Source organism: Micromonospora marina, from assembly GCF_900091565.1.
In the GTDB taxonomy this organism is placed as follows: Bacteria; Actinomycetota; Actinomycetes; order Mycobacteriales; family Micromonosporaceae; genus Micromonospora; species Micromonospora marina.
Window position 1 is genome coordinate 131,236 of sequence record NZ_FMCV01000003.1, and the last position, 20,579, is coordinate 151,814.

A 20,579-nucleotide genomic window follows, 5' to 3' on the forward strand; every position below is an offset into this window, starting at 1 on the left:
TCGTTGAAGCCGGTGCCAGGATCAGGTTGCCGGGGTCGTGGTGCAGGTGGCGCAGTGCCCGTGCAGGTCGATCCGGTCGGCGTGCGGGGTGAAGCCGGTGGCCGCCCGTAGCTCGCGGAGCCACGTCTCCACCAGATGCGGCGGGCACTCGGTGACCAGGCCGCAGTCGTCGCAGAGCAGGTGTTGGTGCGGGGTGTCCGGGCAGCGACGATAGGCGCGTTCCCCACCTACGTCGAAGGTGTGCAGCAACCCGACCTCGGCGAGCCGGTGCAGTGCGCGGTACACGGTGCTGAGGCCGATCCGGTGACCGGCCCCGGTCAACGCCGAGTGCACGGCCTGCGCGGTCATCGGATGGGTCCGGCCGGTCAGCGCGGCGAGGATGGCCTGCCGTTGCCAGGTGGTGCGTACGCCGCTTGCCCGCAGCGGCGTGTCGGCGGCAGGTGTGGTCTCGCTCATGGCCGGTCACCTACGCCGGCCGACGTGGACGCCTCGCGCCTCGACGACCCGGCCACACGTCACGTGCCTGCCAGGGCGCGGATCATGCCGGCGCCGCCACGGCCGCCGGCGACCGCGAGCCGGTCGCCGGCGGCGACCAGCTCGCGGGGTACCAGGGCCGGTCGGCCGTGGCGGCGTCGACGGGCGGGCCGTACGCGCCGTCCAGCCGGCGCGCGCGGTCATCGGGGTTGTTGCGGTCCGCGACGGGCGTACTTGGCGCGGAACTTCTCGACCCGGCCCTCGGTGTCGAGCAGGCGCTGTTTGCCGGTCCAGAAGGGATGGCTGGCCGACGAGATCTGGACGTCGATGACGGGGTAGGTGTTCCCGTCGGTCCATTCGATCGTCTGGTCGCCGGTGGCGGTGGAGCGGGTGAGGAAAGCGAAGTCGGCGCCCTTGTCTCGGAAGACGACCGGGCGGTACTCGGGGTGGATGCCGGGCTTCATGCGGGGTTCTCTCCTTGGGTGTCGGTGTCGGTGTCGGTGTCGGTGTCGGCCGGCTCCTCCGTCCCGAGGGGGAAGCAGCCGGCGAACGGGTCGGGGTAGGTGCGCCAGATCTCCTCACCGTCGGCGAGTTCGGCGTCGGTGAGCAGGCACCCGGCGAGGGTGCGGTGCAGGTCGACGGGGTCGGTGTCGAGGCCGATGAAGACCAGGTGCTGGTGCCGGTCGCCGTAGTAGGGATCCCAGTCGAGGGCGGCGGCGAGGCGACGCTGGTCCTCGACGTGCTCCCAGTGCTGCTCCGGCAGGCTCACCAGCCAGTATCCGAGGGAACCCATGGCCAGGCCGCCACCGGCGAACTCCCAGGCGACCACGGTGTCGGGCTGGCTGGCCAGCCAGAGGTACCCGCGCGAGCGGACCATCTCGGCGTTGACCTCTTCGAGGACGTCGTGCAGGCGCTGCGGGTGGAACGGCCGGCGGGCACGGAAGACGGCGGAGACGACTCCGCAGTCGGACTCCGGCTCGTGCGCGCCGAGGGTGTAGCCCTGCAGGCCGCGGTTCAGGATGCCCGGGGTCTCCGGCCGGTGCCGGTGGGTGTGGCGAAGGTGCCGGGTCAGCGTGGCGGCATCGACGAGGTCACCGTCGACGCGGACCTGCGCCGCCCACGGTGCCATGCGTTGCAGCAGCACCGACAGACGACTGGTGTCGTAGGCGCCCTCGCGGGACTCGCCCCACAGGACGAGCGTGTCGGCGAACTCGATCTGCCGGACCACGACGTCGGCCAGCGCCCGGTTGTCGTTGTCGGCGGCCGCGATGCCGAGGGCGGTCAGGTCGTCCGTGCTGGCCAGGCCGTCGAGTAGGTGCTCGGCGTCGACCACTGTGACGTAGGAGTCGACCCGGATCAGGTCGGTGATCGGGGCGCCGTCGACGAGGCAGTGCGCGCAGACGGCGGCGACCGCCTCCGGTTCGACCACCTCGGGCAGCATCAGCAGCAGGTCGCGGTGCGGCTGGGCGCGGGCCAGCCGGGCGAGGGTGGGCAGCACGTCCTCCCGCAGCGTGCAGGAGACACATCCGTGCGCCAGGGTGATCCGCTCGTCCTCGAGCACGCCGGCAGCGTCGCGCACGATGCGGTGCACGGTGCCGGCGGCCAGGTCGGCGAGATCGTGGCGCACCAGCACCAGCGCCGGGTCCGCTGCCAGCAGCGTGCGGGCGACCGCGTACGTCGCGGATGGCCAGAAGCCGCTGAGCACCGTCAACGACGGGCGGGTGTCGGCCGTCGTAGCGCCGGGCTCGGCGGGTGCGAGCGGTGACGTCGACATCACAATCCTCTCGACACAAACTGAAAACGGTTGTCATTATAGGCACATGATGGCCGACCAGCGGGTGGGGGTTTCGATGGAGGACGACGGTGCCGTGGTGGTCACCATCCGGCTGGGGGGCTCGACGGGGCCTCCTGACACCGACGCGACCCGCCTGCTCCGGCTGGTGCGTCGCATCGCCGCCCGCCAGGTCGGGAGCGGGGTGGAGCCTTCTGCCGAGCGGGACAGGCACCTGCTGCGGGTCGTCCCGCACGCGCGGACGGTCTACTGCGACGGCCGCGAGATCCCGCTCACCCGGCGCGAGTTCGATCTGATCCGGCACCTCGCCGACCATCCCCGCCGGGTGTTCACCCGGGACCAGTTGCTCGATCGCGTGTGGGGACACCCCTTCACCGGCAATCGGAGCGTCGACGTCCACGTGCGGCGCCTGCGGGTCAAGCTCGGCGCCGACCTGCCGGTGATCGCCACCGTCCGCGGCGTCGGCTACCGGCTCGGATCCGCCATGTCGGTCGAGGTGGTGGACGACCCCGGCTGAACGGTGTCCGATCGGCTGATGTAGAAACGAAAACCGTTGTCGTTACCGTTCGTTTGAACCAAGAGGAGTTGAGTCGTGTCCCGACGCTGTGACGTCACCGGGGCGGAGCCGAGCTTCGGCAACGCCGTTTCCCATTCGCACCGGCGCACCCGTCGCCGGTGGAACCCGAACCTGCAGAGCCACCGTTACTGGCTGCCGTCGGAACGACGGTGGGTCAGCCTCACCCTGACGGCGAAGGCGCTGAAGACGGTTGACCGTAAGGGCATCGAGAAGGTCGTTGCCGAGATGCGCGCCCGGGGAGTGAAGCTCTGATGGCCAAGCAGACCGACGTCCGTCCGATCGTGCGGCTGCGCAGCACCGCCGGTACCGGCTACACGTACGTCACCCGCAAGAACCGCCGCAACGACCCCGACCGCCTGGTGCTGCGCAAGTACGACCCGGTCGTGCGCCGGCACGTCGAGTTCCGTGAGGCCCGCTGATGGCGAAGAAGAGCCTGAGCAACCGTCAGGCCCGCCGGGAGGACCTGGTCGCCCGGCATGCCGACCGCCGGGCGGAGCTGAAGCGGCTGATCGCCCACCCGGACACCGACCCGGCCGTACGCGCTGACGCGGTCCGCTCGCTCGGCCGGCTCCCGCGCGACTCCAGCCCGGTCCGGCTGCGCTCCCGGGACCAGATCGACGGCCGTCCGCGAGGCGTGTTGACCCGCTTCGGGTTGTCCCGGGTCCGGTTCCGGGAGTTGGCCCTGCGCGGCGAGCTGCCAGGGGTCCGCAAGGCGTCCTGGTGACGGTCGCCGTCACCGGTCGGGTGCGGGCCACCGCCCCGCGCCGGCTGCCGCCCGCACCGGGCGACATGTACCACCGCGCGCGGACGCGCGCGGCGTGGAAAGGGGAGGTATGAATGCGACATTGAGGGCTCGCGGTTTCGCGGCCCTGATCGTCGGGGCCGTGGTGGTCACCGGCGCGGCACCGTCGCCCACCGCCGCCACCGGAAGCACCATCACTTCGGGCCCGAAGACCTTCACGTTCGAGGTGCTGCCCTGACCCGCCTGAGGTCCGTCACCGGTTCGACCCTTCCCTGAGGTAGGGGCGCCACCGAACGGTGATCGCGGCCGGCGCGGAGCCTGCCCACCCGGCTCCGCGCCGGCCGCCGACGGGACTCGGCGCACCGGCGCCCGGCGGGTGCGGCCTCCTCAGCGCCGTCAGGGGCAGAACCTGAGGATCTCCAGTACGACAGTGACGGCCGGCATGCCGGTGAGGGCGTAGTACATGCGGCCGCCGCCGCGGTAACGGCGCACGAGGTGGGCGTTGCGGAGCAGCCGCAACTGATGGGACACGTAGGGCATGGGAACGTCCAGCATGGCGCTCAGCTCCGTGACGCAGGCATCGCCGTCCCTGAGGCACTGCAGGATGCGAAGCCGGGTCGGATGGGCGATCGTGCGCAGGAGGTCGCTGATCTCCTCGACGGTGCCGGTGCCGGTGCCGGGGCCGTGGCCGGGGGTCACGACACCGCCGGAACGGAATGGCGCGGAACTCTGCGCATGCTCGACCGCTCCTTGCGCTCCTGGAAGTGAACGCAACGGTAGTCATGTGCAATAGCGTCGTCTAGCTGTCACATGTTGATATCTGCACTCGTGCAATCTCCCCGGCTACTCGTACGGATCGGCGGGTGCGGGGATCTTTTCCCAGGTCTCCACGTGGAAGTAGGGGAGGTCGGCATCGTTGATGGGATCCTTGGCGGTGTGCGGGATCCACCGCCCGGTGGTGCGTACCCAGGTGTTGGCAGGCCCTTCGGGCATGTCGCCGCGCAGGCCGACCTTGACGGGAATGCCGTCGGCGGCGCAGCAGGACAGCATGATGCGGGCGAGCATCGGCTCATCGTCCGGGCCGGGCGCGAGGAAGCCGGTCAACTGGACGCGGCGGCCCTGCAGCGTACGGCCGTGGTCGTAGACGGCCCGGTAGCCGTACTCGAGAAGGGACAACTCGGCCGGGTCGCCGGGCGGCAGGGGCGGGAAGGCGATGTCCCGGTCGTCGGTCAGGGCGGAACCGGCGCGGGTCACGGTGTCGGCGCCGAGCGCCGGCGGCACGACGAAGACCAGCGCGAGCGCCGGAAGCAGCAGCAGCCAACCGACGGCGGGACCGGAACGGCCGTGTCCGTGGCCGTCGTCGTCGTCCGGCTGACCCTCGGGCCGGTTCAGATGACGCACCTCCTGCACGAGCGCCACCAGCGCGGTGATGACCAGCAGCAGACCGGCGGCGATGAGGAACGGACGCAGTCCCTGCTTGACGTAGCGCAGGTAGAGGTCGGTGAGGCTGGCGCGCAGGATCGCGCCGCCGAGGAAGACCAGCACCACCGCCTGCGTTCCGCGACTCACCAGATCACCGTCCCGAGTCCGGCCGCGACGAGCACGGCGAGGACGAAGGTGGCCGGGGCGAACCGGACGGCGAACCGCCTACCGAAGACCCCGGCCTGCATGGATATCAGCTTGAGGTCGACCATCGGACCGACCACGAGGAAGGCCAGCCGGGCGGTCAGGGAGAACTGGGACAGCGAGGCGGCTACGAACGCGTCTGCCTCGGAGCAGATGGACAGCAACACCGCGAGGGCGGCGAGGGCGAGGACCGACAGCACCGGCCGGGCCGCGAGGTCGTGCAGGAACGGCTGCGGTACGACCACGTTGATCGTCGCCGCCGCCATGGCGCCGACGACCAGGAATCCGCCCGCGTGGACCACGTCGTGCCGGCAGGCCGTCCAGAACGCGGCCATCCGGGGTAGCCCGTCGAGGTGGGCGCGGTGCGGCAGGCGGATCAGGTCGGCGCGGCCCAGCCGCAGCCACAGCCAGCCCATCAGCAGGGCGACCAGGAGGCTGGCGCCGCCGCGGGCGGCGACCATCTCCGGGTTGCGGGGAAACGCGACGGCGGTGGCGGTGAGCACGATCGGGTTGATCGCCGGCGCGGCGAGCAGGAACGCCAGCGCGGCGGCGGGGGTGACACCACGACGGATCAGCGACCCCGCGATCGGCACCGACCCGCACTCGCAGCCGGGCAGCACCACTCCGGCCATGCCCGCCACCGGAACCGCGAGCGCGGGATGGCGGGGCAGGGCCCGCGCCCAGAACGAGCGGGGCACGAACACCGCGATGACGGCGGAGAGCGCCACGCCGAAGACGAGGAACGGCACCGCCTGCACCATCACCGACACGAAGACGGTCAGCCAGGTCTGCAGCCGCGGATCGGTGACCAGCGCCGCGATCTGCCGGTGCAGCACGCCGACGAGAATGAGCAGGAAGCACAGAACCTCGGTGGAGCCGACCCACCGCTCGCGGTCGGACGTCGGGGGTTCGGCGGCCGGCGCGGCGGGAGCCGGCGGTTCGGGCCGCACGGGCGCGGCAGGATCGGTGGTGCTCAGACGGATCACCTTCCAGCGTCAACGGCCGAATCTTACCGTGATCGGCTGATCGCATTGCGCCTAAGGTGCGGCGATGCCCGCCCCCGGCGGCGACGAGGGCGGGCATCGCACGTTCCGGTCAGTTCACGGTGCCGACGGACACCGCGCCGCGGCCGACGACCGCGCCTTCGTCGGTGACCAGGTTCAGCTCGCCGAACAACTGCCGACCCTCGGCCGGGGCCGCGTCGACGGTCACGGCGCCGGTGATGGTGGTGCTGGCGCCGTTGGGCAGGGACACCGTGGTGCCGGGTGCGGTGACCTGGCCCAGCGCGGGGGAGTAGAACACGTCCCGGTAGTCGAACTGCGTGGTGCCGGCCGGCACGGCGTACCCGTCGACCTGCACCGTGTACGTGCCGGGTTCGGGGTTCGGGACGGACACCGACTCCTCGGAGTCGCCGTCGGCGGACTGGCCGATCTCGACGCCGTCACGCAGGACGGTCAGGTCCAGGTCGGCGGCCAGGTCGCTGGTGTTGCCGATGGTGACGTCGAGCCGGGTGGCGCCCTCGGGCACCTCGACGGTGTAGGTCTTGCGCTCACCGTCGGCGATGCTGTCCCGGGAGGAGGCCGAGCTGCCCAACGGACCGCCCTGACCGGTGATCACCACCGGGCCGAACAGGTTGGTGACAGTCCAGGTGACCGGAGTGGACTCACCGGCGGTCACGCTGGGCAGCGTCACCAGGGCCGGCTCCACCTTGACGCCCTGCACCCGCGCGGTGAGCTGGAACGGATTGGTCAGCGACGGCGAGGTACGCCGTGCCTCCACCTCGATCTCCCAGATGCCGGGCATCGGGTTGGCGTAGTCCCGCTCCTGCGGCTTGCACACCGCGGCGTCGGAATAGTTGGTGTAGCAGGCGGTGCTGGCGGTGCTCTCCACCGGCACGCCCCAGGGGTTGACGGCGATGAACCGGGTCTGGGAGCCGGTTGCGATACCGGACAGGTTCACCTGCAGCGCGGCCGCACCCTCGGGGACCGAGACGAAGAAGCTGGTGGTCGAGTTGCGGTCCACACTGCCCGAACCGGAGAACGCGTACGCCGGCTTGGTGGGCCGCTCGGCGGCGACGACGGTGTTGAGCACCTCGAAGTCGACCACCCTGGTCTTCGGGTCGTCGATGCGCAGGATGGCGCCGTGGGCGCCGGCCGCCGGGGTCGCCGTCACCGGGATGGAGACGGCCCTGTTCAGCGGCAGGTCCACCGACTTCGGGGCGCGGAACGTCCCGTCGTTGCCCCGCCACTGCAGCTTGTGGCGGATCACGCCGGCCGGGCCGCTGGTGCGGGTGACCTTCACCTGGTAGGTGCGTGCCTGCCCGACCTTCTGTCCGCCCTGCCCGGGGGCGCAGCGGTTGTAGACGCCGGTGCCCCGGCCGGGGGTGGCGAGGAAGTCGGAGATCGGCGTGCACACCGGCGCGCTCGCGGTGTAGCCGCGCGGGGTGACGGGCTTGGCCAGCAGCTTCCAGGCACCCGGCACGTCGAGCAGGCCGTTGCCCTGCGCGTACGCCGGCTCGCCCTTGATCCACGAGGCCGAGCTGACCAGGGCCCGGCGCAACGCCGCCGGGGTGACCCCGACGTCGGTCGCCCTGGCCGCGGACAGCAGCAGCGCCGCACCGCCGGCGGCCTGCGGAGAGGCCATCGAGGTGCCGTTGAACATGGCGTAGCCCGGCGGCAGCGAGTAGCCGGCCTCGGGGGTCGGCGAGCCGGCCTGCCACAGCGGAATGGTGGAGATCGCCGAGCCGGGCGCGCTGATGGTCGGCTTGAAGCCGCCGTCCTCACGCGGCCCGCGCGAGGAGAACGGGTGCAGCTGGTACGGCCGGCGGGTGACCGAGCCGTAGTTCGCCAGCCACGTCTCCCGGCTGATGCTGGAGGCGACGCTGACGACGTCGTCGGCGACGGACGGGTCACCCACGGTGTTGACACCCGGGCCGGAGTTGCCGGCGGAGATGAACATCTGCACGCCGTAGTCGTTGATCAGCCGGTCGTACAGCTCGGCGCGGGCGTTGTTGGCGTCGTTGAGCGCCGGCAGGCCACCGATGGACATGTTCACCACATCCACCTTGCGGTTGACCACGAGGTCCACCATGCCGGTGGTCAGCGCCGCCGCGGTGCACCCCCCGCCCCAGGTGCAGGCCCGGGAGGAGACCAGCTTCGCGCCCGGTGCGGCGCCGTCGAAGCGGGTGTTGCCGAGCATGTCGTTGGCCGCGGTGATGCCCGCGACGTGCGAGCCGTGCGCGTCCTCGACGATGCCGATGTTGACGAAGTCCGCGGTCTGACCGGGCAGGCCCGCCGGTCCGAGGTCGACGTCCTCGCGGTACTCGACCACGAACGGCATCTGCTCCCGCACGGCGGTGGCGGGATCGTCGGTGCCGAAGTGCCCGACGTCGAAGCGTTCCCTGTAGGGGCGCATCACCGGGTTGTCGGTGAAGTCACCGTCCTGGTCGGAGTCCACCCGGACGTCGTGGCTGGCCGGATCGTAGAGGATCCCGAAGCTGTCGGAGGTGTCACCGTCGCGGTTGACGTCGCCACCCGGTTCGCTGCCCTCGGTGATCTTCTCGTTGAAGACGTTGAACAGCCAGGTGCCCGCCGGCGCGGTCCACTGGCGCCCGGCAGCGGTGAACGACGGGCCGGTGACCTGCGTGCGCATGGCCCGCCAGGTCAGGTCGCCCTCCAGCAGCGGGTCGGTGGCGGTGACCCAGTCGACGATCTTCCGCTCGCCCGTGGAGGTGGTCTGCAGAGCGGGATTGTCCAGGTCCACGCCGGAGTCCATGATGCCGATGGTGATACCGCGGCCGTCCCACGTCGGGTGGGCCTTCTTGAACGCCACCGCGCCGGTCTCCCCGGTCGGCATGTAGGGGTTGTCGGCCGGCGTCGACTCGCCCGGGCCACCGGGAGCGGCCTGCGCGGCCGCCCGCCGGCCGGGCAGGGACTCCGCGCGGGGGTCCGGCAGCGTGATCGACTCGTTCAGGTCCAGTGCCGCGACACCGGGTAGCCCGGCGGCCTTGACGACCTTGTCCGTCGGGATCTGCGCCAGCACGTAACCGACCTGGTCGACCCGGTGGGTGACCGTGCCGCCGAGCTTGCGGATCTCGGCGGTGACCTGGCCGGCCCTGCCCTTGTCGGTGGCGACGATGACGGTGACCGCCGGCTTGCGCTGTGCCCGGGCGTCGGCGAGCAGCCCGGCGTCGTGGCTGCCCAGGGCCTCGGCCGGTGCCTCCTTGGGTGCCTCCGGCGCGGGTGCTGCCGGCTCGGCCCCTGCCGGGTGCGCGCCGGTCAGCGCGACCGCGCTGGTGGCGACGGTGGAGGCGAGCAGGGCGGCGAAGCCCCGCCTCCCCCACGAGGATGGATGTCTCACGGGCGGATTCCTCCCAGAGCGAGCGCCCGGTGACGGGCGCGACTGAAGGGGATCTTCCGCTCATCGAAAGCCATTGTCACTAAGTGCGCGAGACGTTGTGATCAGGCCGTGACCAACCCGTACCTCGGCGTCACACCGGCGCTTGAGTCACGGCATGGCGGTGGGCGCGATGCCAGCCCAGGCCGCGTTTCGGGCTCGGCGAGCATCGGTGCAGCACCGAGACGGTCAGCGCGACCCTTGCATATATGCGTAATGCATAATGGGTGCGGATGTCGAAATGCCCGCAGCGAGGCGTGAGAGCGCGCCACCGACCAGCCGCAGCGGGCCGGCCATGGAGCGGAACGGAGACGGCACACGGTGAGCGAGGCGACGACCGGCATGACCCGCAACACCCGCCAACGCGCCGAGGTGCTGGCGCTGTTGCGCGAAGTCGACGGCTTCCACAGCGCGCAGCAGCTGCACCAGATGCTGCTGGATCGCCAGGCGCGGGTAGGCCTGACCACCGTCTACCGGACACTGCAGCTGCTGGTCGACACCGGTGAACTCGACTCCACCAAGTTGCCGGGCGGAGAGCAGCTGTACCGGCGGTGCAGCCAGAGCCGCCACCATCACCATCTGGTGTGCCGCGGGTGCGGCCGGACGGTCGAGGTCGCCGGGCCGGCCGTGGAGCGGTGGGCGGACCAGGTCGCCAGCCAGCACGGCTTCACCGACGTCGGCCACACCATGGAGATCTTCGGTACCTGCGGCACCTGCGCCGCCTGAACTCCGTCCCGCCGGGTGATCTGGCGGCGTATGCCGGACGCGGTGTCGCCGACGGTGACAGGTGATCGGACTCAGGTCACCGGGGCTGGGCGCAGGGGGCCGTGCCGCGGTCGTGCGGCCGATGACAATCGAAGCGGAACTCATTATCGTGACGGTGTCCGCGAGGTAGGGGGTACCTCAGGTGAGGCGGACCCGGCCGGCGCGGCGCCCCTCTGCGGAACGCACGTCGGCCGGCCCTTGCCGGGGCGACGAGGAATGAGGCGCCCCGGGGATCACTCACGCGATCCACAGTCACAAGCGTTGCCGCATGCCGTACCCCTGCCCCGGGCCAGCAGGAGATACCGCGGCCGGCGCGGAACGGGACGATCGGGCGAGCGAGGCGGCGAACTGTCACACCGGCGGGTGCAAATCGTCACGGTTCTGTCGTGTTCCCGGCCGAACCCTCGGGGTACGGCCTGAAGAACCCGACATCGATGTGTGAGGAGACCCGCCATGACCTACCCGTGGTTCTTTCCGGAAGGGATGCCGCCGCTGTTCCACGAGGGCCCGGCCACCAACGACACCCGGTTGGCGTGCCACGTCGTCGAGCAGATGAGTCGTGACCCGCTGCTGCGCCACCAGCACATCTGTGTCGAGGCGCAGAACCGGGTCGTGATCCTGGAGGGCCGGGTCGGCTCGGCCGAGGCGCTGGCCCGTGCGCGCGCACTCGCGTGGGCCGTGCCCGGGGTGCACGATGTCAACGTCAGGGTGTCTGTCGCGTGACGCCGGCAGGTGAGGACGACAGGAGAAGCAGGTCATGGCAGTCGATCCCATCGGTGCTGGCAGCGCTCTCGGCAGCGGCGCTGCTCGTCACCGGCTGCGCCAGTCAGCCGCGTGACCCCCAGCCGACCCCGGAGCCGACCCCCACGGTCCGGCTGGGCACTGTCGCCCGCGCCGAGGTGGGTGCGCGACTCACCGTGACCGCCACCGTCGACCGTGTCGTCACCGGCACCGCCTTCGTGGTGCGCGACGTCGACTTCACCGACGGGAAGCTGCTGGTGCTGTCCGCCGGCAAGGCCACCGCGGAACCCCCGCAGTTGGTGACAGTGGTCGGCACCGTCGTCGACTTCTCGTACCGCGACCTGTCCGGCCGCTACGAACTCGGGCCCCCGGATGCGTACCGCGACTTCGAGGGCGGCCGCGCGCTCGTCGCCGAGGACGTGACCGTGTGGAAGTGACGGGTCGCTAGTTGTCGAGTCGGTCGCGTAGGTCGTCGACCTGCTGCTGGAGCCGGTCCACGGCGCTGTCGTCGTTGAGGAACGTGGTGATGCCCGCGCCGAGCGCCAGTCCGAGCAGCAGGGCGAGCACGCTCAGGACGAGGCCGGCGACGGCCACGCCCCGGCCGGTCACTGCGGGTCGGGCGGCCATCTTGAGTCCGGCGATGCCCAGGATGATGCCGGCACTCCCTCCGGTACGCCGTGCGCCGCGGACTCGTAGCCGCCGCCTTCCCCGCTACCGGCGACTCATGCGTCCCGGTTCACGATCCTGCGGGCGATGTCGGGCAGATGCTCCGGCAACGCCACGGCACGCAGGTCGGCCAGCACGTCGTCCAGGAGGCGGGTGATCCGCGGCTGGTCGCGTCCCGCCCGCCGGACGTCGTCGACAGCGACCGCGAGGAAGCCGTCGAAGTCCTGCGTCCGTGCCCGTACGCGTGGAGTGCCGTCGGGATCGTCGACGAACATGCGGTGACCGGGCCGGCCGGCCAGGCGGCGCAGCAGGTCGTGCATCTCCTGGACGCTGCGGACCGCGGTGGTGGTGTCGTTGATTCCGGGTGACAGGGCCCGCTCGGCGATGTCGGTCAGCTGCCGGAACCCGAACCCGACGTCCTGGCCCAGGGTCCGTTCGACGTCGAGGCTCACCGCGACGCATGCCCGTACCTCCGGCACGGTCCCGGGGAAGGCATCACCGGGCAGCGGGTGGACCGCGATCAGCGGTTGCCCGGCCACCACGAAGTCGCCCGGCGCGGGCAGGACCGACAGGGCGCAGTCGTGCTCGCGGGCCAGCGCGGCGAGCCGGTCGAGGTCGACGTGCTCGACCATGCCGGGTTGGGCCGCGGCGATCACCTGCACCGGCGGTGGCAGCGGCGTGACGGGCGCGGCGGCCGGGCCGACCGGATACTGTTCCTCGATCACGCGGCGGGACTGGGCACCGACCGCAGCGATGATGTGCGAGACCCGCATGACAGTGGTGACGTGGTGCAGGTAGTAGACGAACAGCCCGCTGCTGGCGAGCACGAGCGTCATCGTCACGGCGAGGGACAGTTCGGGCAGCCGGGCATCGGCGTCGGCCGGCAGCGCCGCCAGCACCACCATGGCGAACAGCGCGGTCGCCAGGAAGGTACCCAGTGCGGCCTGCGTGATTCGGTCCTGCAGGAAGGTCCGCAGCACCCGGGGGGAGTACTGGCTGCTGGCCAGCTGCACAGCCACCATGGTGATGGAGAAGACGAGCGCGGTGAACGAGATCATCGCGGTGATGATCGACGACAGCAACGACCGGGCACCGGCCACACTGCTGGGCAGGAAACCGCCGGTCGGCAGGCCCAGTCGCAGCTCGGCCACCGACAGACCGAGGGCCAGCAACACGGCTCCCGCGGCGAACGCCGCCGGCACCAGCCAGAATCCCGACCACGCCGCCGCCAGCCGGGACCGGAGGGTACGCGGAGCGCTGCTCATGCCGCCGTAGTTCCCCGGCGCGTGCCTTTTGCATGCCTGCCGACGGGTCTGTTTACCCGAGGGGCGACCCCGACCGGACGCACGCGGGTCACGCTGCCGGCGATGGACTGGCTGTGGACGCAGGACGTGCTGCCGAGGACCCCGGTCTGGGTGTACTGAGCGCACTCCCCGGTGAACCGTCGCGAGGCGCCCCGATCCTGCGTATCGGCGGGCGGCGGGGGTATGCGCCAGCATCGGACGGGAGGTGGTGAGCCATGAGGCTTCCTGGCAGGATCGTCGACGACCTGCGGTCGGACGTGGTGGCGCCGCCACCGGTCGACGAGGTGGCGGCAGGGCGACTCCTCGTACGCGCGGCGGAGCATCAGGATCTCGCCGGCATGTCCAGGGCACACGTCGACCTCCTCCCGATCGGGCTCTTTCCGTCCCTCGGAGCCCGGTTCGTCCGGCGATGGCACCGTACCTACCTGAACTCGCGGCACGGTCTGGGCCTGGTCGCCGTCGACGCCGGATCGAACGGTGCGGTGGTCGGGTTCGTTCTGGGCACCAGCGACCAGGTGGCGTACGCGAGCGGGTTGGCCGCCGACCGGCGGGCGCTCTGCTCCCTGGCGCTCGCCGGCCTCATGGCGATGGCCGTCCGGCCGCGCGTGGCGGGCCGTCTGCTGCGGTCGCGGGTACGGCCGTGGACCCGCCGGTACCTGCGCCGGCGGGTGCCCGCGTCGGCGCCGGACGGGCCGGCTGCGGCCGGGCAGGTGGCCGTGTTGAGCGCGCTGGCCGTGCATCCGCAGTGGCGCCGCAGCGGGGTGGGCGTGGCGCTGGTGGCTCACTTCCTCACCTCGGCCCGCAGCGCGGGCGCGATCCGGGCCGAGGCGGAGACCTCGACCGGATCCCACGGCGCGACCAGCTTCTACGAGCGGTTGGGCTGGGCAGCCGGCACGGCGCGGTACGCGCCGGACGGCGACGTGGTGCGCACGTACCACCGTCGTCTCGCGGAGACGCGCGAGGGCTGACCGCATCATCACCGCTCTGCAGGCGCTTGCGTCGGCGGGTTCCCGGTCCGCTACCCGGCCGACGGCGGCGCTCACTCGTCCGGTTGGCGGCGCTCGTCCTCGGCGCGCTCCCGGCTGAGGAAGAACGCGCCGAGCGCGCCGGCCAGCGTGCCGAACACCGCTACCGAGTACGCGGCCAGCACCAGCTCCAGGATCTGCGCGAACGTGTCGTCCCCGGGCAGCGGTTCACCGGTGATGGTGGTGAAGGCCGCGTCGTGCAGGGCCCGGGGGAGGCTGCGGTAGGAGCCGGTGACGACGAGCAGCTGCCCGGCCGCGAGGATCACGGCGATGGTCACCACGGCGAGCCATGCCAGCCGGTCGGTGAGCAGCCGGCCGGCAGAGCGGGATCCGCGGATCGCGGCCGCGACGACGCCGCCGCCCCGGGCCGCCCGCAATGCGCTCGCGGCGCGCAGGAACCGCAGGAACGGCACCGCCAGGAAGATCAGTTGCCACCAGTTGTGTTTCCAGAACTCGCCGGCACGGTGACGGGCGAGCCAGGCGCGGAGCGTGAACTCGGCGACGAAGACCGCCCACAGGATCCAGCTCGTGACGGTGAGCACGGTGCTGAGCGGCTCGTCGTGGACGACCGCCTGGGCCAGGACGAGCAGCAGGAAGATCAGCCCCAGGACGCCCATCGGCTTGTCCAGCCGGCGGGCGAGGCCGTTGAGGCGGGCGTCCTCCTCGCGGTGTCGCCGGCCGGGATCGTCGCTCACCCTGCCGCAGCCTACCCGCGCGCCGGTCCGGGAACCTCCGGTCGCGGCGGGACCGCCTCGCAGATACTCCTTCCGCCACGCGCTGACGGCCTCCTCGGCGGCGCGGACCACGTTGCCGAGCGCGACGAAGCCGGTCCAGCACCACCACAGCAGCGTCACCACGACGACACCGGACACCACCTCCGCGACCGCCGGGTCGCGGGCCACGGGCCCGGTGACGTTGAGGAAGGCGAAGACGAAGATCAGGTCGTAGCACAGCTCCAGGCGGGTGGCCCGGCTGCCCGGAGCGACCGGCATCAGCCACCGGGACCGGCGCAGACGTGGCGGGCTGCACCCCCGGCGGGTCTCGGGCACCGGGCGGGGGCGGGTCCCTGCTTCGCCGTCGCGCCCGCCGAGCGGGATCCGCCTCCCCGGCTGCCGCGTGGTCACCCATCGGGCCGCGCCGTCGCGTCGGGCACGTCCGCGAGGCTGCTGCCGTCGCCCAGCCGGCCGCGGGTGATGACGCTGAGGCTTCCGTCGGTCTCCAGCACCACCGCCGCGAGGTCACCCAGATCGCCGGTGCCCTGGCTGCGTGCGGCCTGCCGGATCTCGCTCTCCGCCACCCGGACGCCGCGCATGGCCTCGTACCGGAGCCGCCCGTCGCGCAGCAGCAGGGTCGGGCGTGCCTTGAGCAGCAGCTGCGACCACGGCCAACGGACCGCGAGCAGCGCGGCTCCGTACTGCAGGCCGACCAGCAGAACCAGCGCGAGGATCCCCTCGACCAGGGAGACGTCCCGGGACAGCAGGATCGTCGCCAGGGTCGAACCCAGCGCCACGGTGACCACGAAGTCGAAAGCGTTGAGCTTGGACAGCGTCCGCTTCCCGGACACCCGCAGGATCACCACCAGGGCCGGATAGACGAGCAGTGCGACGACGAGCAGACGCAGCAGGTCCGCGGGGTTCTTCCACACCATTGCGTGGAGCTACCCAGGTGGTCCGGCCCTTATCCGCCACGAGCCGGACCACCTGGCGCGGACGCGGCACTCAGCCCGATGATCGCTGTCGCTTCGGTCTCCACCACGAACTCGGGCCTACAGAGAGCCTGCACGCCGATGATGTTGCGCAACGCGGCGTGGTCTCCCTCTCGGCACCAGCTTCGCCCAGCACGGTGACGGCCACGACGACGCCGTTGACGACAGTGGCCGTCACGGTGCGGGTCACTGCCTGCGCCGCAGCCTCGGCACCCCAGTCATCGCGTTCGAGTTCCCTCGCCCGCGTGATCACCGACGAGGTCCAGGGGATCTCGCGGTGGAACTGCGGGAGGGTTCCGCTCGCCGAGAGCAGGGGCGACGCACGAGCCGCTGACGCGGTACGTCGCACCAACAGGGCCGGGTCTTGGGCCTCGCCGGCCTCCCGGCCGCCGGGCCGGCGCCGCCGTGGTACGGGGGCCGCCCGGGGTGCCCGGCTCAGGCCGGCGAGTGGCTCGCCTCGAACCGCTCGCGGGTCAGGAACGCCAGCTGTGCCCGCTTGTCCGGCATGTCGATCTCGGACGCGAAGGTGAAGCCCTCGGTCCGCAGCCGTCGCAGCGCTGCCTCGTTGCGCACGTCCGGCTCGACCACGATGCGCCGTGCGGCGGGATCCCGCAGGAGGAACCGGGCCAGTGCCGGACCGATGGCGGTGGTGAGGCCGCGGGCGTAGCGCCGGGGCGGGTTGAGCAACAGGTGCATCCCGACGTCCCCGGGCTGGACCGGGTAGCGTTCGCCGACCGGGTCCGCCTTGGGGCGGTAGGTCTGGAACAGGCCGACCGGTTCACCGTCGAGCAGGACCAGGTACGCGTGATGGGTGTCCAGCCCGTCGAGGAAGGTGTAGATCTCGCGCACGTCGTCGAGGCTGTGTCCGCCCATTCCCCAGAACGCGTTGCGGGGCAGGGTGACCCAGCCGTGCAGCAGTTCGGCGTGCTGTTCGGGGCGCACCGGCACCAGCGCCAGGTCGCCGAGGCCGGGAATCTGTTCCTGGTAGGTCACGGTCTCCTCTTTCGGCGGTCGTATCGGCGAGGCTCACCCCGGGATGGCGGTTCCCCAAGCGGCAAACTTAGGCTAACCTAACCCGGCTGTGGCAGACCTTACCTGGAGGGGCTCGTGAAACGGAACTGGGAGGGCCTGGTGCTCAAGGCCATGGGGGGCCGGGACTTCCGGCTCACCGTGTTGGGCACCGAGTCGGTCGATGGGCACTACCAGCGCCTGCTCCTCGACGACGGCGGGCTGCTGGCGGCCTGCGGCACGCACCCGACGATGTGGATCCGGCTCTGGTTCGACAACGACGGACGGGCCCACCAGCGGGCCTACACACTCGTCGACCCGGATCCGGCCACCGGAAGGTTCACACTCGAGTTCGCCGTGCACGACGGCTGCGCCGCCCGCTGGGCGGTCGCCGCGCGGGTGGGCGACACCATCGACGCCACCGTACAGGGCAGCGCGTTCGCGCTGCCCGACCCGGCACCCGAGCACCTCTACCTGGTCGGCGACGCGGCCTCGCTGCCGGCGGTCAACAGCCTCCTCGACGCCGGCGCGGACATCCCCGCGACGGTCTGGCTGGAGTTCGCCCACGAGGGCGAGAAGGCGCTGAGCCTGCGCACCCGCGCCCACCACGACGTGACGTGGGTGCCCCGCCGCGACGACGGCCGGCACCTGGTCGACACCGTCTGCGCGGAGCTGCCCGGCGGCGCGGCCGCGCACTACTGGGTGGCCTGCGAGGCGGCCAGTACCCGCAGCATCACCCGGCACCTGCGACGCACGCTCGGCGTCGGCAAGCACCAGCTCACCGCGCTTGCGTACTGGCGGGCCACCTGATGGGCAGCCTCGGGATCCTCACCTCGCTCTACGTCACGCAGTATCTCGGCATCGGCTTCATCACGGTCGGGCTGACCGCGATCCTCCGCGACGGCGGCACCTCGCTGGACACGCTGGCGTTGCTCCAGGTGGTCGGCCTGATCTGGCCGATCAAGTTCCTCTGGGCGCCGCTGCTCGACCGCTACGGCTCCCGGCACCGTGGCCACTACCGCTCCTGGCTGCTGGTGCTCCAGGCCGCGCTGGTGCTGACCCTGCTGGCGCTGTTGCCCTTCTCCCGGCCGGCCGACCAACTCGGCCCGGTCATCGGCGTCTGCGCCGCGTTCGTGTTCTTCTCCGCCACCCAGGACATCGCCGCCGACGCCGTCGCGGTGCGCCTGCTGGCCGCGTCGGAGCGGGGCACCGGCAACGGCATCCAGGTGGCCGCCAGCTACCTGGGGAACCTGCTCGGGGGCGGCGCGTGCGTACTGGTGTACGACCGTTTCGGCTGGGCCGCGGCAATCGGCCTGCTGGCCGCGCTGACGGCCGTCGGGCTGCTGGTGGTCTGGCAGTTCCGGGAACCGGAGCGCATCGACCGGGTCGTGCGCATCGGCACGGCCTACCGGGCGCTGGTGTCGGTGTTCGGGCAGCCCGGCTGCCGGTGGTGGACCTTCGGCGTGGTGCCGCTGGTCTACGTGGGCGCCGGGATGGCGTACGCGCTGGTGACGCCCGCGCTGGTGGACGCCGGCTGGTCGCTGGGCCGGATCGGTGTGGTGACCGGCGTGGTGACCAGCGTGCCGGCGATCGCGGCCGGCCTGGTCGCCGGTCTCGGGGTGGGCCGCTTCGGCCGCGCCGGCGTCCTGGTGGCCGGCGGGGTCGCCCTCGCGCTGTCCACGGTGGCGCTGCTGCCGCTGATGAACGGCCGCGCGCCGCTCGCCGGCACGGTCGCCGCGCTCTGCTCCTTCCTGGCCGCGTACACGATCGCCAACGTGGTGCTCTACACGGTCAACATGGACTACTCCCGGCCGGGCAGCGGGGGCACCGACTTCACCGTGCTGTCGTCGTTCGGGCTGGTCTGCTCGTTCGTGGCCGCCTCGATCGGGCTCGCCGCCGCCGAGCGGTTCGGCTACCCGGCCGTCGCGCTGGCCTCGCTGGTGCTCGTCGCGGCCGGGGTGGCGGTCGGCGTGACGCACCAGCGCCGGTTCCCGCCGTCCGGGCCGGCGATCCGGGCCGCTCACCCGCGGGCGGACCTGCTCGCCGGGTAAGGCCGCCCGATCTGATCGCCGCGGCAGTCGCCGCGCGTCCCGTCCGCACTACCGCTGGGAAGTCGCATGAGTTCGATCGGGAGCCCGGCCGTCCGGCTCACCCGTCTCGTACCGGCGCCGGTGCCGGCAGCGTGACGCTCGACCCCACGGGCGTCGGTCCGGCGCCGGCCGCGAGCGCGGACCGGGCCGCCACGGAACCGGCCGCCGTACCGCACCGCTGGCTGATCCTGGCGGTGCTCTGCCTGGCCCAGCTCGTGGTGGTGCTGGACAACACGGTGCTGACAGTGGCCGTGCCGGTGCTGACCGTCGAACTGGACGCGGGAACGGCCGACGTCCAGTGGATGATCAACGCGTACGCGCTGATGCTGTCCGGGCTGCTGCTGACCGCCGGCAGCGCCGCCGACCGGTACGGGCGGCGGCGGATGCTGCTCGCCGGGCTGGTGCTGTTCGGTCTCGGCTCGGCGGCGGCCGGGCTGGCCCGCACAGCCGAGCAGCTGATCGCCGCCCGTGCCGGCATGGGTGTGGGCGGTGCGCTGCTCGCCACCGCCACCCTGGCCGTCGCCATGCAGGTCTTCGACGCGGCCGAGCGCTCCCGGGCGATCGGTATCTGGGCGGCGACCAGCGCGCTGGGCTTCGCCGCCGGACCGCCGGTCGGTGGGTTCGTCCTGGCCCACCTGCCCTGGGGTGCGATCTTCCTGCTGAACGTCCCGATCGTGCTGGTCTGCCTGCTCGCCGGCCGGATGCTGGTGCCGGAGTCGAGGGATCCGGCAGCGGGGCGCCTCGACCTGGGCGGGATGACGCTGTCCACCGCCGGCCTGACCGCGATCGTCTGGGCGATCATCTCCGGTCCCGAGCGCGGATGGACCTCGGCGCCGGTGCTCGGCGTGGGCACGGCAGGAGCGCTGCTGCTGGTGCTGTTCGTCGGCTGGGAGCGGCGGTGCGCCCACCCGATGCTGGACATGCACTTCTTCCGGGACCGCCGCTTCGTCGGCGCGGTCTGCGGCGTCGTGCTGATCACGTTCGGCGCCACCGGGGCGCTGTTCCTGCTCACCCAGCAGCTCCAGTTCGTCCGCGGCTACCCGGCCTGGGAGGCGGGGTTGCGGATGGTGCCGTTCGCGTTGTCCATCGTGGCGCTCAACGTCAGCGGCGTGGCCGCGCTGGTGATCCGTCGGCTCGGACTGCCGGCTGCCATCGCGGCCGGCATGACCCTGCTGGCCGGCGGCCTGGCGCTGGTCACGCACGTCCGGTCCGACGGCTACGGCGCGCTGCTGGCCGGGTTGCTGGTCATGGGTACGGGATGCGCGCTGGCGAACCCGGCCATCGTGGAGGCGGTGATGAGTGCGATCCCCACCCACAAGGCCGGTGCCGGAGCTGGTGTGGACGGCACCATGACCGAGGTCGGCAGCAGTCTGGGGGTGGCCGTGCTGGGCGCGGTGCTCAACGCCCGGTTCGGCGCGTTGCTGCCGGCTGCGCTGGCCGGCGCCGGCTCGTTCCCGGCCACGCTGGCCGCCGCCGGCCCCGACCGGGAGGTGGTGACCGCCGCCTTCGCCGAGGCGTTGCGGACCGGCCAGACGGTGGGCGCGGCCGCGGTCCTGGTCGGTGGTCTGGTCGCCGCCGCCCTGCTGTGGCGCGCCGACCGGCTGGCGCGGCGGGGCTGACACCGGTCAATCCTCAACGAAACAGCCATTTAGGGTAGGCTGGCCTAAAT

The 20,579-nt window shown here is 72.0% G+C and carries 24 protein-coding genes; 12 read left to right on the forward strand and 12 right to left on the reverse strand.

Going from position 1 to position 20,579, the window contains the following annotated elements:
* Positions 1-21: 21 nt before the first annotated feature.
* From GA0070215_RS05195 to GA0070215_RS05205, 3 genes are all read right to left on the reverse strand, one after another.
* Positions 22-456, reverse strand: coding sequence for a Fur family transcriptional regulator (locus tag GA0070215_RS05195; RefSeq protein ID WP_091042384.1), 435 nt, complete (start codon positions 454-456; stop codon positions 22-24).
* Between the two features lie 218 nt (positions 457-674).
* Positions 675-938, reverse strand: coding sequence for a type B 50S ribosomal protein L31 (locus GA0070215_RS05200; RefSeq protein WP_018783842.1), 264 nt, complete (start codon positions 936-938; stop codon positions 675-677).
* Positions 935-2,251 carry a CobW family GTP-binding protein gene (locus GA0070215_RS05205; RefSeq protein ID WP_091042388.1) on the reverse strand — a complete coding sequence of 439 codons (1,317 nt, stop codon included), beginning with the start codon at positions 2,249-2,251 and terminating at the stop codon, positions 935-937. Before GA0070215_RS05205 ends, GA0070215_RS05200 begins: the two co-directional genes overlap by 4 nt.
* A 43-nt stretch (positions 2,252-2,294) precedes the next feature.
* Between GA0070215_RS05205 and GA0070215_RS29475 the strand changes: the two genes are divergently transcribed.
* The 5 genes from GA0070215_RS29475 (at position 2,295) to GA0070215_RS29480 (ending at position 3,823) form a co-directional block, all read left to right on the forward strand.
* Complete coding sequence (locus GA0070215_RS29475; protein WP_091042392.1) at positions 2,295-2,783, forward strand: winged helix-turn-helix domain-containing protein; 489 nt, start codon at positions 2,295-2,297, stop codon at positions 2,781-2,783.
* A 75-nt stretch (positions 2,784-2,858) separates the two neighbouring features.
* On the forward strand, positions 2,859-3,095 hold the full coding sequence (gene rpmB / locus GA0070215_RS05215; RefSeq protein WP_018783845.1) for a 50S ribosomal protein L28: 237 nt from the start codon (positions 2,859-2,861) through the stop codon (positions 3,093-3,095).
* On the forward strand, positions 3,095-3,262 hold the full coding sequence (gene rpmG, locus GA0070215_RS05220) for a 50S ribosomal protein L33 (RefSeq protein WP_018783846.1): 168 nt from the start codon (positions 3,095-3,097) through the stop codon (positions 3,260-3,262). The genes rpmB and rpmG overlap by 1 nt, the downstream gene beginning before the upstream one ends.
* Positions 3,262-3,567, forward strand: a complete 306-nt coding sequence (gene rpsN / locus GA0070215_RS05225; RefSeq protein WP_018783847.1) for a 30S ribosomal protein S14 — start codon at positions 3,262-3,264, stop codon at positions 3,565-3,567. The genes rpmG and rpsN overlap by 1 nt, the downstream gene beginning before the upstream one ends.
* Before the next feature lie 121 nt (positions 3,568-3,688).
* Complete coding sequence (locus tag GA0070215_RS29480) at positions 3,689-3,823, forward strand: hypothetical protein (protein WP_279616538.1); 135 nt, start codon at positions 3,689-3,691, stop codon at positions 3,821-3,823.
* Positions 3,824-3,981: 158 nt separating this feature from the next.
* Here GA0070215_RS29480 and GA0070215_RS05230 read toward each other — a convergent pair whose 3' ends face one another.
* The 4 genes from GA0070215_RS05230 to GA0070215_RS05245 form a co-directional block, all read right to left on the reverse strand.
* A complete protein-coding gene (locus GA0070215_RS05230) occupies positions 3,982-4,284 on the reverse strand; it encodes an ArsR/SmtB family transcription factor (RefSeq protein WP_167361484.1) in 303 nt (100 codons plus the stop codon).
* 144 nt (positions 4,285-4,428) lie between these two features.
* Positions 4,429-5,154 carry a TIGR03943 family putative permease subunit gene (locus GA0070215_RS05235; RefSeq protein ID WP_167361485.1) on the reverse strand — a complete coding sequence of 242 codons (726 nt, stop codon included), beginning with the start codon at positions 5,152-5,154 and terminating at the stop codon, positions 4,429-4,431.
* A complete protein-coding gene (locus tag GA0070215_RS05240; RefSeq protein ID WP_231394675.1) occupies positions 5,151-6,161 on the reverse strand; it encodes a permease in 1,011 nt (336 codons plus the stop codon). The genes GA0070215_RS05235 and GA0070215_RS05240 overlap by 4 nt, the downstream gene beginning before the upstream one ends.
* A 145-nt stretch (positions 6,162-6,306) precedes the next feature.
* The gene (locus tag GA0070215_RS05245; RefSeq protein WP_091042401.1) at positions 6,307-9,570 is read right to left on the reverse strand and encodes a S8 family serine peptidase; all 3,264 of its coding nucleotides are present in this window, start codon (positions 9,568-9,570) and stop codon (positions 6,307-6,309) included.
* Between the two features lie 378 nt (positions 9,571-9,948).
* Here GA0070215_RS05245 and GA0070215_RS05250 point away from each other — a divergent pair, with 378 nt between their 5' ends.
* The 3 genes from GA0070215_RS05250 (at position 9,949) to GA0070215_RS05260 (ending at position 11,549) form a co-directional block, all read left to right on the forward strand.
* Positions 9,949-10,332 (forward strand): Fur family transcriptional regulator, encoded by a 384-nt coding sequence (locus GA0070215_RS05250; RefSeq protein WP_018783861.1) that lies wholly within the window; start codon positions 9,949-9,951, stop codon positions 10,330-10,332.
* Positions 10,333-10,824: 492 nt separating this feature from the next.
* Positions 10,825-11,094, forward strand: a complete 270-nt coding sequence (locus GA0070215_RS05255) for a BON domain-containing protein (protein WP_018783862.1) — start codon at positions 10,825-10,827, stop codon at positions 11,092-11,094.
* Positions 11,095-11,147: 53 nt separating this feature from the next.
* A complete protein-coding gene (locus GA0070215_RS05260) occupies positions 11,148-11,549 on the forward strand; it encodes a hypothetical protein (protein WP_018783863.1) in 402 nt (133 codons plus the stop codon).
* 7 nt (positions 11,550-11,556) lie between these two features.
* On the opposite strand, the gene GA0070215_RS05265 is transcribed toward GA0070215_RS05260, so the two are convergent.
* Both GA0070215_RS05265 and GA0070215_RS05270 read right to left on the reverse strand, forming a co-directional pair.
* Complete coding sequence (locus GA0070215_RS05265) at positions 11,557-11,739, reverse strand: hypothetical protein (RefSeq protein WP_244166865.1); 183 nt, start codon at positions 11,737-11,739, stop codon at positions 11,557-11,559.
* Between the two features lie 95 nt (positions 11,740-11,834).
* Complete coding sequence (locus GA0070215_RS05270; RefSeq protein ID WP_018783865.1) at positions 11,835-13,043, reverse strand: DUF2254 domain-containing protein; 1,209 nt, start codon at positions 13,041-13,043, stop codon at positions 11,835-11,837.
* Positions 13,044-13,297: 254 nt separating this feature from the next.
* Between GA0070215_RS05270 and GA0070215_RS05275 the strand changes: the two genes are divergently transcribed.
* A complete protein-coding gene (locus GA0070215_RS05275; RefSeq protein WP_091042406.1) occupies positions 13,298-14,050 on the forward strand; it encodes a GNAT family N-acetyltransferase in 753 nt (250 codons plus the stop codon).
* Between the two features lie 71 nt (positions 14,051-14,121).
* On the opposite strand, the gene GA0070215_RS28635 is transcribed toward GA0070215_RS05275, so the two are convergent.
* The 3 genes from GA0070215_RS28635 to GA0070215_RS05295 form a co-directional block, all read right to left on the reverse strand.
* Entirely contained in the window at positions 14,122-15,099 is a 978-nt protein-coding gene (locus GA0070215_RS28635; RefSeq protein WP_091042410.1) for a low temperature requirement protein A, read from the reverse strand.
* A 128-nt stretch (positions 15,100-15,227) separates the two neighbouring features.
* A complete protein-coding gene (locus tag GA0070215_RS05285) occupies positions 15,228-15,755 on the reverse strand; it encodes a DUF421 domain-containing protein (protein WP_091042414.1) in 528 nt (175 codons plus the stop codon).
* A gap of 492 nt (positions 15,756-16,247) precedes the next feature.
* Positions 16,248-16,805, reverse strand: coding sequence for a GNAT family N-acetyltransferase (locus GA0070215_RS05295; protein ID WP_091042416.1), 558 nt, complete (start codon positions 16,803-16,805; stop codon positions 16,248-16,250).
* 114 nt (positions 16,806-16,919) lie between these two features.
* Between GA0070215_RS05295 and GA0070215_RS05300 the strand changes: the two genes are divergently transcribed.
* From GA0070215_RS05300 to GA0070215_RS05310, 3 genes are all read left to right on the forward strand, one after another.
* Positions 16,920-17,630, forward strand: a complete 711-nt coding sequence (locus tag GA0070215_RS05300; protein ID WP_091042419.1) for a siderophore-interacting protein — start codon at positions 16,920-16,922, stop codon at positions 17,628-17,630.
* Positions 17,630-18,871: an MFS transporter gene (locus tag GA0070215_RS05305; RefSeq protein WP_091042421.1), complete on the forward strand. Its 1,242-nt coding sequence runs from the start codon at positions 17,630-17,632 to the stop codon at positions 18,869-18,871. The genes GA0070215_RS05300 and GA0070215_RS05305 overlap by 1 nt, the downstream gene beginning before the upstream one ends.
* 221 nt (positions 18,872-19,092) lie before the next feature.
* On the forward strand, positions 19,093-20,529 hold the full coding sequence (locus tag GA0070215_RS05310; RefSeq protein WP_091042877.1) for an MFS transporter: 1,437 nt from the start codon (positions 19,093-19,095) through the stop codon (positions 20,527-20,529).
* Positions 20,530-20,579: the final 50 nt, after the last annotated feature.

Coding starts and splice junctions, on each gene's coding strand:
- GA0070215_RS05195 (WP_091042384.1), bottom strand. CDS start 456: ATGAGCGAGACCACACCTGCCGCCGACACGCCGCTGCGGGCAAGCGGC.
- GA0070215_RS05200 (WP_018783842.1), bottom strand. CDS start 938: ATGAAGCCCGGCATCCACCCCGAGTACCGCCCGGTCGTCTTCCGAGAC.
- GA0070215_RS29475 (WP_091042392.1), top strand. CDS start 2,295: ATGATGGCCGACCAGCGGGTGGGGGTTTCGATGGAGGACGACGGTGCC.
- rpmG (WP_018783846.1), top strand. CDS start 3,095: ATGGCCAAGCAGACCGACGTCCGTCCGATCGTGCGGCTGCGCAGCACC.
- rpsN (WP_018783847.1), top strand. CDS start 3,262: ATGGCGAAGAAGAGCCTGAGCAACCGTCAGGCCCGCCGGGAGGACCTG.
- GA0070215_RS05250 (WP_018783861.1), top strand. CDS start 9,949: ATGACCCGCAACACCCGCCAACGCGCCGAGGTGCTGGCGCTGTTGCGC.
- GA0070215_RS05255 (WP_018783862.1), top strand. CDS start 10,825: ATGACCTACCCGTGGTTCTTTCCGGAAGGGATGCCGCCGCTGTTCCAC.
- GA0070215_RS05265 (WP_244166865.1), bottom strand. CDS start 11,739: ATGGCCGCCCGACCCGCAGTGACCGGCCGGGGCGTGGCCGTCGCCGGC.
- GA0070215_RS05270 (WP_018783865.1), bottom strand. CDS start 13,043: ATGAGCAGCGCTCCGCGTACCCTCCGGTCCCGGCTGGCGGCGGCGTGG.
- GA0070215_RS05275 (WP_091042406.1), top strand. CDS start 13,298: ATGAGGCTTCCTGGCAGGATCGTCGACGACCTGCGGTCGGACGTGGTG.
- GA0070215_RS28635 (WP_091042410.1), bottom strand. CDS start 15,099: ATGCCGGTCGCTCCGGGCAGCCGGGCCACCCGCCTGGAGCTGTGCTAC.
- GA0070215_RS05285 (WP_091042414.1), bottom strand. CDS start 15,755: ATGGTGTGGAAGAACCCCGCGGACCTGCTGCGTCTGCTCGTCGTCGCA.
- GA0070215_RS05305 (WP_091042421.1), top strand. CDS start 17,630: ATGGGCAGCCTCGGGATCCTCACCTCGCTCTACGTCACGCAGTATCTC.